This window comes from Pantoea sp. WEP, assembly GCF_041678305.1.
Classification (GTDB): Bacteria; Pseudomonadota; Gammaproteobacteria; order Enterobacterales; family Enterobacteriaceae; genus Pantoea; species Pantoea dispersa.
This window is the reverse complement of the sequence record NZ_JBGNXB010000001.1, coordinates 3,952,985-3,970,500: the sequence shown is the minus strand read 5'-3', so window position 1 is coordinate 3,970,500 and position 17,516 is coordinate 3,952,985. Positions and strand designations below refer to the sequence as shown.

Below are 17,516 nucleotides of genomic sequence, written 5' to 3'. Positions count from 1 at the left end.
GTAAGGGTATACTAATCCTGTTAACAGAGTGTTATTTTCCTCGCCATCGGTAAGGTCATACGCTTCCAGGCGGCTTGCCGCATGCGTTTCTCCATAACAATGGCGGTGAATGCCGTCTATACCTGGACACCTGTTATGAAACTGTTCAAAAGCCTCTACTTTCAGGTACTGGTTGCCATCGGCATCGGCGTCCTGTTAGGCCACTACTACCCTGAGTTAGGCGCGCAAATGAAGCCGCTTGGCGATGGCTTCGTTAAGCTGATCAAGATGATCATCGCCCCCGTGATTTTCTGTACGGTGGTGACCGGTATTGCCGGCATGGAGAGCATGAAAGCAGTTGGACGGACCGGCGCAGTAGCGCTGCTCTATTTCGAAATTGTCAGCACCATCGCGCTGATTATCGGTCTGGTGGTGGTCAACGTGATCCAGCCGGGCGCAGGAATGAACGTCGATCCGGCGACGCTGGATGCCAAAGCGGTTGCAGTCTACGCGCAGCAGGCTGAGCAGCAGGGCGTGATTGCCTTCCTGCTGGACGTGATCCCGAACAGCGTAGTCGGTGCCTTCGCCAGCGGTAACATCCTGCAGGTGTTGCTGTTCGCTATCCTGTTTGGCTTTGCGCTGCATCGCCTCGGTAACGCCGGCACCGTGATGTTCAACGTCATCGAGAGCTTCTCGAAGGTGATTTTTGGCGTGATCAACATGATCATGCGTCTGGCGCCGATTGGTGCGTTCGGCGCCATGGCGTTCACCATCGGTAAATATGGTGTCGGATCGCTGGTGCAGCTCGGTCAGCTGATTATCTGCTTCTACATCACCTGCGTACTGTTCGTGGTGATTGTGCTGGGCATTATTGCCCGCTGGGCCGGCTTCAACATCTTTAAGTTTGTTGCCTACATCAAAGAAGAGCTGCTGATTGTACTGGGAACGTCTTCGTCCGAGTCGGCGCTGCCGCGTATGCTGGACAAGATGGAGAAGCTGGGCTGTAAGAAATCGGTGGTCGGGCTGGTGATTCCAACTGGCTACTCGTTCAACCTCGATGGCACGTCGATTTACCTGACCATGGCGGCGGTGTTTATCGCTCAGGCGACCAACGCCCACATGGATGTCTTCCACCAGATCACGCTGTTAGTGGTGCTGCTGCTTTCCTCCAAAGGCGCGGCAGGGGTGACCGGCAGTGGCTTTATCGTGCTGGCGGCTACGCTGTCGGCGGTGGGACATCTGCCGGTGGCCGGTCTGGCGCTGATTCTCGGGATTGACCGCTTCATGTCGGAAGCCCGTGCGCTCACCAACCTGGTGGGTAACGGTGTGGCGACTGTGGTGGTGGCGAAGTGGGTCGGCCAGCTGGATGAAGCGCAGATGAAAGCGACGCTTTCTTCAGCGAAAAAGGTCAATAACGCTTCACAGACCAGCGCGTAATCCTCTATTTGCGTTAATTTGTCGTGAAATGCCCGCTGTCGCTTGCCCTGACAGCGGGCATTTGCATAATAACCCCATTGATTTTTTTCCCGATTTTTTTCCTCGTCGCGCGACATCCTGACCTTCCTGTGGTCAAAGAGTCTGTCGTTGTATAAACGTGGCGGCAGCCTGCCGCCGTGGTTCGCTGAAAAGCGGCCGCCTATGGCGCGCACGAGCGTTTATCTGTTTGAGTAGGGGTTCACATGCAGGGCACCAGAATTCGGCTTTTGGTTGGCGGATGGCTGCTTGCGGCATCTGGCTTCGGCGTCCACGCCGAAACACTTCAGCCTGATCCCGCCTGGCAGGAAGGCAAACTGGACAATGGTTTCAGCTGGCAGCTGCTGACCACACCACAACGTCCGAGCGATCGCATCGAGCTGCGCCTGATAGTTAATACCGGTTCGCTGGTGGAAAGCGCCCAGCAAACCGGGTTCAGCCATCTTTTACCGCGTCTGGCGATGGTGCATAACACCGCGCTGGATACCAATCAGCAGCGCGCACTGTGGCAACAGGCGATGGATCCGCAGCGACCGCTGCCGCCGGCCATCTCATCTTATGATTTCACCCAATACAATCTTAGCCTGCCGAACAACCGGCCGGAGCTGCTGAAAGAGGCGCTCAGCTGGCTGGCGGCCACCGCCGGTAAAATGACCATCAATGAGCAGGTGGTGTCGACCGCGCTGACCGCCACCGATCCCATCGCGACCTGGCCGCCCAATACGCAGGATGTGTGGTGGCGCTATCGCCTGAAAGGGTCGACCATGCTGGCGCATGATCCGGGCGAACAGCCGCGTGCGCCGGTGGATATCGCGCAGCTTAATGCGTTTTACCAGCAGTGGTACACGCCGGACGGCATGACGCTGTACGTGGTGGGCAACGTGGATAGCCGCAGCATGGCGGAGCAGATCAACAAAGCGTTCTCGCCACTGCAAGGCAAACGGGTGGCGCCCGCGGCGCTGCCCACGCTGTCGCCGCTGCCGCATCAGCCAATCAACCTGGTTAACGGCGGCATGATGCAGGATCGCCTGTCGCTGGTGTGGGATACGCCATGGCAGCCGATCCGCGACTCGCAGAATCTGCAGCGCTACTGGCAGAGCGATCTGGCGCGCGAAGCGCTGTTCTGGCACGTCCAGCGCGCGCTGGCCGACAGCAAAGCGCAAAACGTGCAGGTTGGCTTCGACTGTCGCGTGCTGTATCAGCGTGCGCAGTGCGCCATTAACATGGATTCGCCTAACGCGTCGCTGGCGCAGAACCTGAACCAGGTGGCGCGTGAGCTGGCCACCGTACGTGACAAAGGTCTGCCGCAGGAGGAGTTTGATGCGCTGATGGCGCAAAAGCTGCTGGAACTGAACAAACTGTTTGCCACCTACGCGCGCACCGACACCGATATTCTGATGGGGCAACGTCTGCGCTCGCAGCAGAATTCCGTGGTGGATATCGCGCCGGAGCAGTACCAGAAACTGCGTCAGGCGTTTCTCAGCGAGTTAACGCGCGACCAGCTCAACCAGGAGCTGCGCCAGCAGTTAACGCAGGAGCTGACCATGGTGCTGATTCAGCCGCAGGGTGAGCCCGAAACCAACGTCAGGATGCTGCAGGACAGCTGGGACAAGGTGATGAAGGTTCCGGATGCGCCTGCCGCCGCCGCTACCCCGGATGAGGCTAAACCCGAAAATAATGGCAGCGCGAGCGCGACTGATGCGGCTCAACCCTCGTCATGACACAGGGCGCATGAATCCCCGCAATAAGGTGCGCTACAGCAAGGCGGCACGGATGTTCATCCTCAGAAGCTTACGTAAGCGACCGGGATGAACGCGCGCCGCCAGCGCCGCTGCGGTTCAACGTAGCAGGGGCATCAGGTCTTTGCGCGCAGCCATTCGGTCACCAGCATCGGCCAGCTGGCCAGCGGCAGATCCGCCACGCCACGAATCCCAAAGCCGTGGCCGCCTTTCTGATAAAAATGAATTTCCGCCGGCACCTTGTGCTCCCGCAGGGCACTAAAAAACACCATGCTGTTATTAACGGAAACCGTCTCATCGTCAGCAGCGTGGATCAGCAGCGTCGGCGGCGTCTGGCCGTGCACGCGCGTCTCCAGCGAATAAGCATCAATGCTTTTTTGATCCGGCCATGCGCCCAGCAGGCGGGTGCGTGAACTTTCATGCGCCAGACCGTCGCGCATGCTGATGACCGGATAGAGCAGCACCATCGCATCAGGCCGCGGTGACAGGCTGTCGGCCTGATCCTGCAGTGGATAGATTTTTTCGCCAAAGCGGGTGCCGAGACTGGCGGCCACGTGCCCGCCGGCGGAAAAGCCCATCATCACGATGTATTTTCCGTTCAGGCCGCGCTGTGAGCGCTCGCGCAGCACGCGCACCGCACGCTGGGCATCGGCCAGCGGCGCATCCGGCCCTTCATGATGGCCGTCGTACGGCAGGCGATAGGTCATTACCGCCAGCGTGTAGCCCATCGAGGTAAAAAAGGTGGCGAGGGCGCTGCCTTCGCGGTCGATCAGTACGCGCTGATAACCGCCGCCCGGTGCCACCAGCAGGGTGATACCGTTTGAGGTTTCCGGGTGCCAGATCGCCATCTCCGGGCAGCGCACGCCGGTGGCGGCGCGGTCGTAAGGTTCGAACTCTCTGGCCAAATCGACGATCTGCGGCTGAGCGCGCGAGTCACTCGCGCCTGGCGCGTCGCCGTGCGGCCAGATATTGATAATTTCTGTGTGCATAAATCTGTCCTGAGCGAGTCATGTTGTCGTTATTGTGTTCGCGGTCGACCTGACAGCTTCCTGCTGTGGTTGATTAAAACATGGTCTTTTTTCGCGCGATCGTCCAGCCGAAAACCGCCGGCGTCGCCAGTTTCGGACTATGCCTGGCGGTCGGGTTTATCGTCGTAATGCATTGAATTTAAATCAGTCTGATTAGCGGCATTTAAGTGGTGAGCGTCAGGCAGAGAGGAGGCTGGATGGCGTGCGTCATTAGTAAAAATTGCCCGGTGAATCTGCGTCATTAAGCCAAATTTTCGCGGTGATATTTTTCAACGTAATAATCAATTTGCCGTCAGGGCAGAGGGAAAATTGTCGCGACGCGTAGCAGGCAGCGCGACGCGACGCGACGCGACAATCGTGTGCGGTGTTAAACGGTTTTTGGCATCGCGCTGTGCGGAATAATCGCGCCGCGATGCTGGATCACCGTACTGGCGGTGAGATGGCCGCGCGCTGCGGCCTGCTCCACGCTGCCACCCGCGAGGCGCACCGCCAGATAACCGGCGCTGAAGGAGTCACCTGCCGCGGTGGTATCGACAATCTGCGCCGGAGCCAGTTTGATGGCCGCAACGTCCCGCAGCGGCTCGTCGCCGCGCGCCACCAGGCAGGAGTCAGCACCACGTTTGATCACAATCTCCTGCACGCCGGCGGCGCGCGTGCGCGCAATCACGTCCGCCAGCGGCTGTTCGCCCCATAGCAGGTGTTCATCATCCAGCGTTAGGAAGGTGATATCGGTGTGGCGTAGCATCGCCGCATACGCCTGCTGCGCACTGGCGCTATCCGCCCACAGACGCGGCCGGTAGTTGTTGTCAAAAATCACGGTGCCACCGTTTTGCCGGCAGGTACTGAGCAGCGCCATCAGCTTTTCGCGGCTGGCCTGAGGCAGGATCGCCAGGCTGATGCCGCTCAGGTAGAGATAGTCGTAATGCGCCAGCTGCTGACAGATGGCCCCGGCCTGCGGACTATCCAGCCAGAAGCGCGCGGCTGCATCGCTGCGCCAGTACCAAAAGGTGCGCTCGCCGTGGGCATCGGTTTCGATGAAGTAAAGCCCGGGCATTTTGTCCGGCAGGCGCTGCACCAGCTGCGTGTGCACCTGCTCCTGCTGCCAGGCCGCGATCATCTGGTCGCTGAAGCTGTCGGTGCCAAGCGCGGTGACATATTCCACGCGCAGCTGGCTGGGATCGCTCTGCCGTGCCAGATAGACCGCGGTATTCAGCGTATCGCCGCCAAAGCCGCGTTTGATGTTCTCACCTTTTTCGGACAGCTCAATCATGCATTCGCCAATAATGGCGATGGTTTTCTGCGTCATGGTGTTTGGCCTGTAGTGAATGCTGCGCTCTAGTCTCGCGTCTGGTATGGCAGTCGTCAATGCTTTTTAAAACACTGTTTTAATTTGCCTTAAGGCGTAAAATCGCGCTTCTGCACCGATTTAGCGGCCAAACCGGGGGTTGTTTTGCCGATTAAGCCGCAGACACGCTGCTAGACTCAACAGCTCGTGTGGCTGCGCAGACCAATAAAGTTATCCAGGGGAGAGCCGATACTTGCCACTGAGATGCTATTTGCAGGCACTCAATACCAACCAGGAAAACACCATGGTGATGAAGAATTTGAGTCATCGGCTGCCTTTTTCTCCCGAACTTGAGCAACAACAGGAAACCCGTCTCTACTGGCAGCAGTGCCAACGGTGCTACACTTTCCAGCCGATTTACCAGGTTTCTGGCCGCTTACTGGCTATTGAACTGCTTACCGCCGTGGTGCATCCCGCCGCACCTGAGCAAAACGTGTCACCCGAAGACTATTTCGAGGCGCTGACCATTGCCCAGCGTCTCGACATCGTCCAGGAGCAGCTTGAACTGTTATTACAGTGGGCTTCCTTCTTCAGCCAGCGTCAGCTGGTGGCCTCCGTCAATATTGATGGACCCACGTTACTGGCCATTCAGCAGCATGCGCCCGTGCGCGCGCTGATCGTTCAGCTGCCGTGGGTGCGCTTCGAACTGACCGAGCACCACGCGCTGCCGCAGGAAGAGATGGTGGCGCAGATGCCGGAGCTGGGCCCGCTGTGGCTGGATGACTTTGGGTCCGGCATGGCGAACTTCTCCGCGCTGACCGAACTGCGCTACGACTACATCAAGCTTTCGCGCGAGCTGTTTATGCTGCTGCGCGCCAGTGATGAAGGGCGCTCGCTGTTCTCCATGCTGCTGGCGCTGATCAACCGTTACTGTAACGGCGTGATCGTCGAAGGGGTGGAAAACGAGGAGGAGTGGCAGCAGGTACGCAACTCGCCCGCCATGGCCGCACAGGGCTATTATTTTTCACGTCCGCTGCCGTTTAACCAGCTGGAAAACCTGGTACTTGAGCTTCCGTAATTCCGCTCTGCCGCGTCTCGACTATCTTTAAGGAGACGTGGAAGGGCAAGGAGGAGGCAAAATGTCGCGTACAGGAAAAATAATTAGCTGGGTGGTCGGGATTTTATTGTTGCTGGTTGTGGTGGTCGTGGTGATTATCGCCACCTTTGACTGGAACCGCCTGAAGCCAACCATCAACCAGAAAGTCTCGGCAGAACTGAACCGACCTTTCGCTATTCGCGGCGATCTTGGCGTTGCCTGGGTGCGCAATCGCGAAGAGCCAGGCTGGCGCAGCTGGGTGCCGTGGCCGCAGGTGCACGCTGACGATGTTATGCTCGGTAATCCGCCCAGCGTGCCGGAAGTGACAATGGTGCATTTGCAGCGGGTGGAAGCCACGCTGGCGCCGCTGGCGCTGCTGCACAAAGAGATTTACCTGCCGTGGATTAAGATGCAGCAGCCGGATGCGCGACTGGTGCAGACCGCCGATAAGAAAAATAACTGGACCTTCAACCTCGCCAGCAGCGAAAACAGCGACCCCAACGCGCCGCCTTCGGCATGGTCATTCCGCCTTGATAATATCCTGTTCGATCAGGGACAGCTGCGCTATCGCGACGCCATCAACAAAGCCGATGTCTCGGTAAAGATCAATCCGCTGGGCAAACCGGTGCCTTACGCGCAGGTCGCGGGCGGTAACGACCAGCAGAAAGGGGCCGGCGATTTTGTGTTTGGCTGGCAGGCGAGCGGGACCTACAACAACCAGAAACTCGATGGCGACGGTAAGATTGGCGGTATGTTGTCGCTGCGCAGCAAAACCACGCCGTTCCCGTTGCAGCTCGACGTACGCAATGGCACCACACGTGTGCGCGTGGATGGCACCCTGCAGGATCCGCTCAATCTCGGCGGGCTGGATGTGCGGCTGCGCTTCTCCGGCGACACGCTGGCAAATCTGTACGGCTTAACCGGCGTGCTGCTGCCGGACACGCCACCGTATGAAACTGACGGCCACCTGATTGCGCGTTTCAACGAAGAGAAAGGGCCGCTGTTCCGCTACGAAAAATTCAACGGTCATATTGGTGACAGCGATATTCACGGTTCGCTCAGCTATCGCCAGGGCAAACCGCGTCCGACGCTGAGCGGCGAGCTGACGTCGAACCAGCTGCGTATGGCGGACCTTGGGCCGCTGATTGGGGTTAACTCCGGCAAGGGCAGTGAAAAAACGGCGCAGGCCAAAGCACAGCGCGGTGAGGCCAGCACCCAGCCGGCGGATCGCGTGTTGCCACATGACAAGTTCGATACCAAAAACTGGGATGTGATGGACGCTGACGTGAAGTTCAGCGGCAAGCGTATCGAGCACAGCAGCAAGCTGCCGCTCAGCGATCTCTATACCCATCTGCAGCTGAAAAATGGCGACCTGCTGCTGGATCCGCTGCGCTTCGGCATGGCCGGCGGCAGCATTAATTCGACCATCCATCTGGAGGGCGATCGCTCACCGATGCGCGGCCGCGCCGACCTGCATGCGCGCAAGCTGCAACTGCGTCAGCTGTTCCCGGATGTCACCGCCATGCAGCGTAGTCTCGGCCAGCTCAACGGGGATGCCAGTCTGACCGGCACCGGCAATTCGGTGGCCGACCTGCTGGGCACCAGCAATGGCGAGCTGAAACTGTTGATGAACGATGGCCTGATCAGCCGCAGCCTGATGGAGATTGCCGGGCTGAACGTTGGTAACTATGTGGTGGGTAAACTGTTTGGCGACGATGAGGTGCGCATCAACTGTGCCGCGACCGACCTGAATATCCGTCAGGGACTGGCGACGCCGCGGCTGTTCGTGTTCGATACCGAGAACGCGGTGATCAACGTTACCGGCAACGCTAACTTTGCTAATGAGCGCTTGGATCTGTCGATCAATCCGGAGAGCAAGGGCATTCGTATCATTACGCTGCGTTCGCCGCTGTATGTGCGCGGCACCTTCAAAAACCCGGATGCCGGAGTCAAAGCCGGTCCGCTGCTGGCGCGTGGTGCCGCAGCCGTCGCGCTGGGGGCAGTGGTCGCGCCGGCGGCCGCACTGCTGGCGTTGATTTCACCAAGCGACACCGATGATAATCAGTGCAGCAACGTGCTCCAGCAGATGAAAAGCAAAAAGTGATCAGTTACGCCACAGCACTTTGATGATGTGGTAGCCAAAAGCGGTTTTCACCGGTCCGTAAGGTTGCAGCAGCGGGCAGGTGAACACCGCTTTATCAAATGCCAGCACCATCTGCCCTTTGCGAAACTCCCCCAGATCGCCCCCGTTACGCCCGGACGGGCAGGTCGAATGTTTTTTTGCCAGTTGCTGAAAATTCGCGCCTTTTTCCAGCTGCGCCAGCAGCGCTTTTGCCTGCGCTTCCTGTTTCACCAGGATATGTAAAGCCGCCGCGGTTTTCGCCATGATGGTGTTCCGTTATGTATGTATAATATTCGACGCATTATAGCGTAGTGCGCGTCAGTTGTAGGGTCGCCATTGATGGCGACCTTTGCGCTCAGGTGCGCATCAATGCGCACCCGACGGCGCGATGTAAATCTTCCTGTCTGATTAAATTGAGTGATGTTTTTCTATGCGTCTTAATCCCGGCCAACAACGTGCTGTCGAATTTGTCACCGGTCCCTGTCTGGTGCTGGCCGGTGCGGGTTCCGGTAAAACCCGCGTGATCACCAATAAAATCGCCCATCTGATCCGTGAATGCGGCTATCAGGCGCGCCATATCGCGGCGGTGACCTTCACCAACAAGGCGTCGCGCGAGATGAAAGAACGTGTGGCGCAAACGCTGGGACGCAAAGAGGCGCGCGGCCTGATGATCTCAACCTTCCACACGCTGGGCCTGGAGATCATCAAGCGCGAGTACAAGGCGCTCGGCATGAAATCGACCTTCTCGTTGTTCGACGATCAGGATCAGCTGGCGCTGCTTAAGGACCTGACCAAACAGTGGCTGGAAGAAGATAAGACCCTGTTGCAGCAGCTGATTTCCACCATCTCCAACTGGAAAAATGACCTGGTCGACCCGCAGGGCGCGGCCGGCCTCGCCAAATCGCAGCGCGACCAGATTTTTGCCCACTGCTACGCGCTGTACGATCAGCATCTGAAAGCCTGTAACGTGCTGGATTTCGACGATCTGATTCTGCTGCCGACCCTGCTGCTACAGCGGAATCAGGAGGTGCGCGAACGCTGGCAACAGCGCATCCGCTATCTGCTGGTGGATGAGTATCAGGACACCAACACCAGCCAGTATGAGCTGGTGAAGTTGCTGGTCGGCGCCCGGGCGCGCTTTACCGTGGTCGGTGATGACGATCAGTCTATCTACTCGTGGCGCGGCGCGCGGCCGCAGAACCTGGTGCTACTGAAAGAGGATTTCCCGGCGCTGGAAGTGGTGAAGCTGGAGCAGAACTACCGCTCGACGCAGCGTATTCTTAAATGCGCCAATATCCTCATCGCCAACAATCCGCACGTGTTTGAAAAGCGGCTGTTCTCTGAGCTGGGCGAGGGCAGCGAGCTGAAAGTGCTGAGCGCCAACAACGAAGATCACGAAGCCGAGCGCGTGGCGGGCGAGCTGATTGCCCATCACTTTATCAATAAAACCCAGTACAAAGATTACGCGATTCTTTATCGCGGTAACCATCAGTCGCGCGTGTTTGAAAAGCTGCTGATGCAGAACCGTATTCCTTATCGCATCTCCGGTGGCACGTCGTTTTTCTCGCGGCCGGAAATCAAAGACTTGCTGGCCTATCTGCGCGTGCTGACCAATCCGGAAGATGACAGCGCGTTTCTGCGCATCGTAAACACGCCACGCCGCGAGATCGGCCCGGCGACGCTGCAGAAGCTGGGTGAGTGGGCCAATCTGCGCAACAAAAGCCTGTTTAACGCCAGCTTTGATATGGGGCTTGAACAGACGCTTTCCGGGCGCGGGCTGGAGCATCTGCAGCGCTTTACCCACTGGCTGAATGAAATCGTTCAGCTCACCGAGCGTGAACCGGTGAATGCGGTGCGCGACCTGATTCGCGGCATCGACTATGAAAGCTGGCTGTTCGAAACCTCCCCCAGCCCGAAAGCGGCGGAAATGCGCATGAAGAACGTCAATACGCTGTTTCAGTGGATGACCGAAATGCTGGAGGGCGACGAACTTAACGAGCCGATGACGCTGGCGCAGGTGGTGACGCGCTTTACCCTGCGCGACATGATGGAGCGCGGTGAGAGTGACGAAGAGCTCGATCAGGTCCAGTTGATGACGCTGCACGCCTCGAAAGGGCTGGAGTTCCCCTATGTCTATCTGGTGGGCATGGAAGAGGGGCTGCTGCCGCATCAGAGCAGTATCGATGAGGACAATATCGAAGAGGAGCGTCGCCTGGCCTACGTGGGCATCACTCGCGCGCAGAAAGAGCTGACTTTTACCCTGTGCCGCGAGCGCCGTCAGTACGGCGAGCTGGTGCGTCCGGAACCAAGCCGCTTCCTGCTGGAATTGCCGCAGGATGATGTGGCGTGGGAGCGTGAGAAAAAGGTGATCAGCGCCGAAGAGCGGGTGAAAACCGGGCAAACGCGTGTCGCCGGCTTACGTGCGATGCTGGAGAACGCGAAGAAGGGGTAATGGTTTCGTCACAGCCGCAAGACTGGCCTCTGGCGAAATCTGTTGCGCGCGCCGCAGAGGCAAAGCGCCCGGCAAAGCAAACTTCACTCGCGTAAAGGCGCAGTTGCCGGGCGTTTTCCAACGCAGCAGCAGCAGGTTCGATCAGGAAATCGTCAGCAGCCAGTGCACATACGACTGGTAATGGCTCTCCTGCTCCAGCAGCTCGGCGCGCAGCGGATGCGCAGCCAGCCAGCCTGCCGGCAGCGTCAGGTGCAGCGCATCATCATCCGCCTGCAGACGCACCGCCGGCAGCGTGTCGTCGCGCCGCCGGCTGGAGAAGATAATTGCCAGCCGCAGCAGACGGCTCAGCCGCTCTGCCATGCGCGGCGGCACGGCGTTTTGCTGCGTCAGCAGCGCCAGATCAATGCTGCCGCTCTGGTTCTGCAGCAGGCAGGCCAGCATTTTTTTCTGTGCGGGGGTGAAACCAGGAAGATCGAGATGGCGAATCAGATACGCGGCGTGCTGTGGTGCCTGGCGGAAATCGACGCTCAGGCCAATTTCGTGGATTGAACAGGCGCTGAGGAGTAAATCGCGACATCGCTGATCCAGCTTCCAGCTGCTGCTCACCTGACGGAAAAAGCTCTCTGCCAGCTGGCGCACGCGGCCCGCCTGCTCAACATCAATGGCGAAACGACGCTGAACGTTCTGCAGCGTGCGGCTGCGAATATCGCGGTCAATCGGCAGATGCAGCATGCCGTACACCAGCCCTTCGCGCAGTGCGCCGCCGGCCAGCGTCATGCTCTCAATGCTCAGCTCGTGGAAAATGGCGATCAGAATCGACAGGCCGCTGGGAAACACCAGCGCACGCTCCAGCGTCAGCCCTTCAATCTCCAGCTCCTCCAGCTTGCCGCACTGAATGGCACGCTGCTTAAGCTGCTGCAGTTTGCTCAGGGTGATGCGCTCATCCATGCCCTGCGCCACCATGATCTCCTGCAGCGCCTGGACGGTGCCGGACGCGCCCACGCAAATCTGCCAGCCTTTCTCACGCAATGCTGGCGCAATCGGACGGATCATTTCACGTGCAGCCTGTTCGGCCTGGGCAAAGTTCTCTTTGGCGAGATGACGATCGCTGAAGAAGCGCTCCAGCCAGGTCACACAGCCCATCGACAGGCTAAACAGCGTCGTGGCGTGCGCACCTTCGCCGGTCACCAGCTCGGTGCTGCCGCCGCCGATATCGACCACCAGCCGCTGATCAGAGCCGCCGGTGGTGTGCGCAACACCCTGATAGATCAGGCGTGCTTCTTCCTCGCCGCTGATGACGTTCACCGCACAGCCGAGAATCTGTTCCGCCTGAGTCAGGAAATCCTGCGCGTTGCTGGCAATGCGCAGCGTGGCGGTTGCCACCACGCGGATTTGTTCCGGGGGAATGTCCTGCAACTGCTCGGAGAACAGACGCAGGCACTGCCAGCCGCGCTGCATCGCCTCAGCCGAGAGATGGTTGGCCGCATCAAGACCTGCCGCCAGACGCACCTTGCGTTTAATTCGCGCGACGGTCTGAATACTGCCGGACACTTCGCGCACCACCAACATATGAAAGCTGTTAGAACCTAAATCAATCGCAGCATAAAGTGACGATGCGCTTAGCATGTGTGCTTAACCCGAACGTTTACGGTTGTTGTTGCGCGGGGCACCGCCGCGACGGTTGCTGTTGTTGCCACCGCGACGTGGACCGTTGCCCGAGCGGTTACGCTGCAGGCGTTTCGGTGGCGGCAGGTCGCTCAGCAGGGCGTCGCTGTTGTACTTGCTCACCGGAATACCGTGACCGATGTACTCTTCAATCGCCGGCAGGTTGAGCGCGTACTCTTCACAGGCCAGGCTGATGGAGTGACCGCTGGCGCCAGCACGACCGGTACGGCCAATGCGGTGCACGTAATCTTCGCGATCGTCCGGCAGGTCGTAGTTGAAGACGTGCGTAACTGCCGGGATGTGCAGGCCGCGCGCGGCGACGTCGGTGGCAACGAGGATATCCACATCACCTTTGGTGAAGTCGTCCAGAATGCGCAGGCGTTTTTTCTGCGCCACGTCGCCGGTCAGCAGGCCCACGCGGTGACCATCGGCAGCCAGGTGGCCCCAGATATCTTCACAGCGGTGCTTGGTGTTGGCGAAGACGATGGCGCGATCCGGCCACTCTTCTTCCAGCAGGGTCTGCAGCAGACGCATCTTCTCTTCGTTCGAAGGGTAGAACAGCTCTTCTTTAATGCGGTGGCCGGTTTTCTGCTCGGGCTCAACTTCAACGTATTCGGCGTTGTTCATGTGCTCGAACGCCAGTTCACGTACGCGATAAGAAAGCGTGGCCGAGAACAGCATACTCAGGCGCTGGGTGGCCGGCGGCATGCGGCGGAACAGCCAGCGAATGTCTTTAATGAAGCCGAGATCGAACATGCGATCTGCTTCATCCAGTACCACGACCTGAATGGCGCCGAGGTTGATGTGATTTTGTTTGGCGTAGTCAATCAGGCGTCCGGTGGTGCCCACCAGAATATCGACGCCGTCTGCCAGCACTTTCAGCTGCTTGTCATAGCCATCGCCGCCATAGGCGAGGCCCAGCTTCAGACCGGTGGCCTGCGCCAGCGGCTCGGCATCGGCATGAATCTGCACCGCAAGCTCACGCGTCGGTGCCATGATCAACGCGCGTGGCTGATTAACCTGGCGGCCTTCAGCAGCAGGATGAGAAAGAAGATAATGAAACGTTGACGTCAGGAACGCCATCGTTTTGCCGGTACCGGTTTGCGCCTGACCCGCGACATCACGCCCTGAAAGCGCAAAAGGCAACGCGAGCGCCTGAATCGGCGTGCAGTTATGAAAGCCTTTCTTATCAAGGGCTTCCACTACCTGTGGGTGCAGGGCGAAGTCGGAAAACTTCTGTTCTGTTAAGTGTGTTTTGCTCATAGTGTGGTAGAATATCAGCTTACTATCGCTTTACGAAAGCGTATCCGATGAAATAAAGTCAACCTACGTTGGTATATTTTACGCCAATTCGCCAGGCATAATCTTTGGAGTTAAACATGAGCAGCGATAAAATCGTTCACCTGACCGATGACAGTTTCGACACTGACGTGCTGAAAGCCGACGGTGTGACGCTGGTAGATTTCTGGGCTGAATGGTGTGGTCCTTGCAAAATGATCGCCCCGATTCTCGACGAAGTCGCAGAAGAGTACGACGGTAAGCTTACCATCGCCAAGCTGAACATTGATGAAAACCCAGGTACTGCGCCAAAATACGGTATTCGCGGTATCCCGACCCTGCTGCTGTTCAAGAACGGCGAAGTGGCGGCGACCAAAGTGGGTGCGCTGTCTAAAGGTCAGCTGAAAGAGTTCCTGAACGCTAACCTGGCCTAAGCCCGGCGCGGTGTTTGTTCGGCAGTGGTGAATTTTTTCGCCACTGCTGGACGTCTCCCTTCAGGCGTGTTAAGTTGACCTCACTGCATTACGCACTTACCTTGTAGTTTGCATCTAAAGTTTTCCCTTGTCAGACCCAGCTCGCATTGAACGTTTTCGTGGTTTGGCAATCTGACGGCTAGCACATTCGGCATCACCTTTCGACCGTCTCCTCGCTTCCTATCGCCACATCTGACGATAACCGTCGAGCAGCGTTGAAAAAGAGCCATTAACAGGCATGGAATTTTTGCCATACCATTCACGACAAACATTTCGAGAATTACCCCGAGTTTAAGAACCCATCACTATGAATCTTACCGAATTAAAGAATACGCCGGTTTCTGAGCTGATTACTCTCGGCGAAAATATGGGGCTGGAAAACCTGGCGCGTATGCGCAAACAGGACATTATTTTCGCCATCCTGAAACAACACGCGAAGAGCGGCGAAGACATCTTCGGTGATGGTGTGCTGGAGATACTGCAGGATGGATTTGGTTTCCTCCGCTCCGGAGACAGCTCCTACCTCGCCGGTCCCGATGATATCTACGTTTCTCCCAGCCAAATCCGCCGCTTCAACCTCCGCACTGGTGACACCATTTCTGGCAAAATCCGCCCACCGAAAGAAGGTGAACGCTATTTTGCGCTGCTGAAAGTTAACGAAGTTAACTACGACAAGCCAGAAAACGCCCGTAGCAAGATTCTGTTTGAAAACCTGACGCCGCTGCACGCGAACAACCGTCTGCGCATGGAGCGTGGTAACGGTTCGACCGAAGACCTGACGGCGCGCGTGCTGGATCTGGCATCGCCAATCGGTCGTGGTCAGCGTGGTCTGATCGTCGCACCGCCGAAAGCCGGTAAAACCATGCTGCTGCAGAACATCGCGCAGAGCATCGCGTACAACTATCCTGACTGCGTGCTGATGGTGCTGCTGATTGACGAGCGTCCGGAAGAAGTAACCGAAATGCAGCGTCTGGTGAAAGGCGAAGTTATCGCGTCTACCTTTGACGAACCGGCCTCGCGTCACGTGCAGGTTGCAGAGATGGTGATCGAGAAGGCTAAGCGCCTGGTCGAGCACAAAAAAGACGTTATCATCCTGCTGGACTCCATCACCCGTCTGGCGCGCGCCTACAACACCGTGGTACCGGCGTCGGGTAAAGTCCTGACCGGTGGTGTTGACGCCAACGCCCTGCATCGTCCGAAGCGTTTCTTCGGTGCGGCACGTAACGTGGAAGAGGGCGGCAGCCTGACCATCATCGCCACCGCGCTGGTTGATACCGGTTCGAAGATGGACGAAGTGATTTACGAAGAGTTTAAAGGTACAGGTAACATGGAACTGCACCTGTCACGTAAAATCGCTGAGAAGCGCGTGTTCCCGGCTATCGATTACAACCGTTCCGGTACGCGTAAAGAAGAGCTGCTCACCTCTCAGGAAGAGCTGCAGAAGATGTGGATCCTGCGCAAAATCATCCATCCGATGGGTGAAATTGATGCGATGGAGTTCCTCATCAATAAACTGGCAATGACCAAAACCAACGACGAATTCTTCGATATGATGAAACGCTCGTAATCTGTTGCCGCCGGTAACGGCCTGAGCCAGCCGGCTAACGGCACAAATTGCCAGGATTTATGACTAACGCCACGTCTTAACGTGGCGTTTTTCATTTGTGGGCATTAGGATTATGCCTGTCAGGAAGCAGACATATTGACTGAGGCAGCAAAGCGGCGGTTTTTTCAGCAAACGCACGCGCTGCGACAGAATTCAGACCAGGGATATACAGCAATGGCGGGAAAATTGCTTATTGTTGCCCATGATTTTAGCTGAGAGCGTTAACGTGAATTTACTCACTATGAGTACTGAGCTTGGTTTAGTATTTCTTTTTTCTTTAGCGTTCCTGTTTTTTGCTCGTAAAGCGGCTAAAAAAATTGGGCTTGTGGACACGCCGAATTCCAGAAAACGACACCATGGCGCCATTCCGTTAGTCGGCGGTATCTCCGTGTATGCGGGGATTTGCTTCGCCTTTGCCATCTCAAATTATTATCTGCCGCACGCCGTATTGTACCTTTTCTGCGCCGGGGTACTGGTGCTGGTCGGCGCGCTCGATGACCGCTTTGATATCAGCGTCAAAATCCGTGCCGTGGTTCAGGCGGCGATTGCCATCGTGATGATGGTCGGGGCAAAACTCTATTTACTGAGCCTGGGGTTTATCATTGGTCCGGTCGAGCTGATCGTCGGGCCTTTCGGCTATGTGCTGACGCTGTTCGCGGTATGGGCAGCGATCAATGCTTTCAATATGGTGGACGGTATTGATGGTCTGCTGGGTGGCTTATCCTGCGTCACCTTCGCTGCGATGGGCATCATCCTCTACTTTGACGGACAGACCAGCCTGGCGATGTGGTGCTTCGCGATGATCGCCGCCACCATTCCCTACATTCTGCTTAATCTCGGCTTTTTAGGCCGGCGTTATAAAGTCTTTATGGGTGATGCCGGCAGTACCATGATCGGCTTCACCATCATCTGGATTCTGCTGGAAACGACGCAGGGCCTCAGCCATCCCATCACGCCAGTTACCGCCCTGTGGCTGATTGCTATTCCGCTGATGGACATGGTGGCGATCATGTATCGTCGCCTGCGCAAGGGCATGAGCCCGTTCTCGGCCGATCGTCAGCATATCCATCACCTGATCATGCGGGCCGGTTTTACCTCCCGCCAGGCCTTTTTATTGATTACCGTGGCCGCCGCGCTGCTGGCCGGGATCGGCGTGCTGGGCGAATATCTGGCATTTATTCCCGAGTGGGTCATGCTGGCGCTGTTCCTCGCTGCTTTCCTCCTTTACGGTTATTGCCTGAAACATGCATGGCGCGTCGCGCGCAAAATCCGTCGTATCAAACGTCGCTGGCAAAGCAGCGGCGAAGAGAAAAAATAATT

General features: G+C 57.5%; 13 protein-coding genes. 8 read left to right on the top strand and 5 right to left on the bottom strand.

Translation table 11 applies throughout. The features are described 5' to 3' along the window. Positions 1-135 precede the first annotated feature (135 nt). Complete coding sequence (locus ABVR31_RS18520) at positions 136-1,416, top strand: dicarboxylate/amino acid:cation symporter (RefSeq protein WP_031279619.1); 1,281 nt, start codon at positions 136-138, stop codon at positions 1,414-1,416. A 242-nt stretch (positions 1,417-1,658) separates the two neighbouring features. Next, the gene (locus ABVR31_RS18515) at positions 1,659-3,173 is read left to right on the top strand and encodes a pitrilysin family protein (RefSeq protein WP_058758091.1); all 1,515 of its coding nucleotides are present in this window, start codon (positions 1,659-1,661) and stop codon (positions 3,171-3,173) included. Between the two features lie 134 nt (positions 3,174-3,307). On the opposite strand, the gene ABVR31_RS18510 is transcribed toward ABVR31_RS18515, so the two are convergent. After that, positions 3,308-4,180 carry an alpha/beta hydrolase gene (locus ABVR31_RS18510; RefSeq protein ID WP_058758092.1) on the bottom strand — a complete coding sequence of 291 codons (873 nt, stop codon included), beginning with the start codon at positions 4,178-4,180 and terminating at the stop codon, positions 3,308-3,310. Positions 4,181-4,586: 406 nt separating this feature from the next. After that, positions 4,587-5,525: a sugar kinase gene (locus tag ABVR31_RS18505; RefSeq protein WP_372773783.1), complete on the bottom strand. Its 939-nt coding sequence runs from the start codon at positions 5,523-5,525 to the stop codon at positions 4,587-4,589. Between the two features lie 283 nt (positions 5,526-5,808). On the opposite strand from ABVR31_RS18505, the gene pdeH reads away from it, so the two are divergent. Beyond that, a complete protein-coding gene (pdeH, locus tag ABVR31_RS18500; protein ID WP_021506997.1) occupies positions 5,809-6,582 on the top strand; it encodes a cyclic-guanylate-specific phosphodiesterase in 774 nt (257 codons plus the stop codon). A 61-nt stretch (positions 6,583-6,643) separates the two neighbouring features. Next, positions 6,644-8,704, top strand: a complete 2,061-nt coding sequence (locus ABVR31_RS18495) for an AsmA family protein (RefSeq protein WP_141497115.1) — start codon at positions 6,644-6,646, stop codon at positions 8,702-8,704. Here the strand turns inward: ABVR31_RS18495 and ppiC are convergent, their stop codons facing one another. After that, the gene (gene ppiC, locus ABVR31_RS18490; protein ID WP_288421161.1) at positions 8,705-8,986 is read right to left on the bottom strand and encodes a peptidylprolyl isomerase PpiC; all 282 of its coding nucleotides are present in this window, start codon (positions 8,984-8,986) and stop codon (positions 8,705-8,707) included. Positions 8,987-9,152: 166 nt separating this feature from the next. Between ppiC and rep the strand changes: the two genes are divergently transcribed. Beyond that, the gene (gene rep, locus ABVR31_RS18485) at positions 9,153-11,174 is read left to right on the top strand and encodes a DNA helicase Rep (RefSeq protein WP_288421159.1); all 2,022 of its coding nucleotides are present in this window, start codon (positions 9,153-9,155) and stop codon (positions 11,172-11,174) included. Between the two features lie 141 nt (positions 11,175-11,315). On the opposite strand, the gene ppx is transcribed toward rep, so the two are convergent. Both ppx and rhlB read right to left on the bottom strand, forming a co-directional pair. Continuing rightward, positions 11,316-12,800: an exopolyphosphatase gene (gene ppx, locus ABVR31_RS18480; protein WP_031279616.1), complete on the bottom strand. Its 1,485-nt coding sequence runs from the start codon at positions 12,798-12,800 to the stop codon at positions 11,316-11,318. A 6-nt stretch (positions 12,801-12,806) separates the two neighbouring features. Beyond that, a complete protein-coding gene (gene rhlB / locus ABVR31_RS18475) occupies positions 12,807-14,102 on the bottom strand; it encodes an ATP-dependent RNA helicase RhlB (RefSeq protein WP_031279615.1) in 1,296 nt (431 codons plus the stop codon). Positions 14,103-14,218: 116 nt separating this feature from the next. Between rhlB and trxA the strand changes: the two genes are divergently transcribed. From trxA to wecA, 3 genes are all read left to right on the top strand, one after another. Beyond that, positions 14,219-14,551 (top strand): thioredoxin TrxA, encoded by a 333-nt coding sequence (gene trxA, locus ABVR31_RS18470; protein ID WP_021313352.1) that lies wholly within the window; start codon positions 14,219-14,221, stop codon positions 14,549-14,551. 346 nt (positions 14,552-14,897) lie between these two features. Further along, on the top strand, positions 14,898-16,157 hold the full coding sequence (rho, locus tag ABVR31_RS18465; protein WP_021506991.1) for a transcription termination factor Rho: 1,260 nt from the start codon (positions 14,898-14,900) through the stop codon (positions 16,155-16,157). 280 nt (positions 16,158-16,437) lie between these two features. Further along, positions 16,438-17,514, top strand: coding sequence for a UDP-N-acetylglucosamine--undecaprenyl-phosphate N-acetylglucosaminephosphotransferase (gene wecA, locus ABVR31_RS18460; RefSeq protein WP_021506990.1), 1,077 nt, complete (start codon positions 16,438-16,440; stop codon positions 17,512-17,514). Positions 17,515-17,516 lie beyond the last annotated feature (2 nt).

Bases quoted from the DNA above. Each gene is read 5' to 3' on its own strand.
- ABVR31_RS18520 (WP_031279619.1), top strand. From the start codon at position 136: ATGAAACTGTTCAAAAGCCTCTACTTTCAGGTACTGGTTGCCATCGGC.
- ABVR31_RS18515 (WP_058758091.1), top strand. From the start codon at position 1,659: ATGCAGGGCACCAGAATTCGGCTTTTGGTTGGCGGATGGCTGCTTGCG.
- ABVR31_RS18510 (WP_058758092.1), bottom strand. From the start codon at position 4,180: ATGCACACAGAAATTATCAATATCTGGCCGCACGGCGACGCGCCAGGC.
- ABVR31_RS18505 (WP_372773783.1), bottom strand. From the start codon at position 5,525: ATGACGCAGAAAACCATCGCCATTATTGGCGAATGCATGATTGAGCTG.
- pdeH (WP_021506997.1), top strand. From the start codon at position 5,809: ATGGTGATGAAGAATTTGAGTCATCGGCTGCCTTTTTCTCCCGAACTT.
- ABVR31_RS18495 (WP_141497115.1), top strand. From the start codon at position 6,644: ATGTCGCGTACAGGAAAAATAATTAGCTGGGTGGTCGGGATTTTATTG.
- ppiC (WP_288421161.1), bottom strand. From the start codon at position 8,986: ATGGCGAAAACCGCGGCGGCTTTACATATCCTGGTGAAACAGGAAGCG.
- rep (WP_288421159.1), top strand. From the start codon at position 9,153: ATGCGTCTTAATCCCGGCCAACAACGTGCTGTCGAATTTGTCACCGGT.
- ppx (WP_031279616.1), bottom strand. From the start codon at position 12,800: ATGCTAAGCGCATCGTCACTTTATGCTGCGATTGATTTAGGTTCTAAC.
- rhlB (WP_031279615.1), bottom strand. From the start codon at position 14,102: ATGAGCAAAACACACTTAACAGAACAGAAGTTTTCCGACTTCGCCCTG.
- trxA (WP_021313352.1), top strand. From the start codon at position 14,219: ATGAGCAGCGATAAAATCGTTCACCTGACCGATGACAGTTTCGACACT.
- rho (WP_021506991.1), top strand. From the start codon at position 14,898: ATGAATCTTACCGAATTAAAGAATACGCCGGTTTCTGAGCTGATTACT.
- wecA (WP_021506990.1), top strand. From the start codon at position 16,438: ATGAGTACTGAGCTTGGTTTAGTATTTCTTTTTTCTTTAGCGTTCCTG.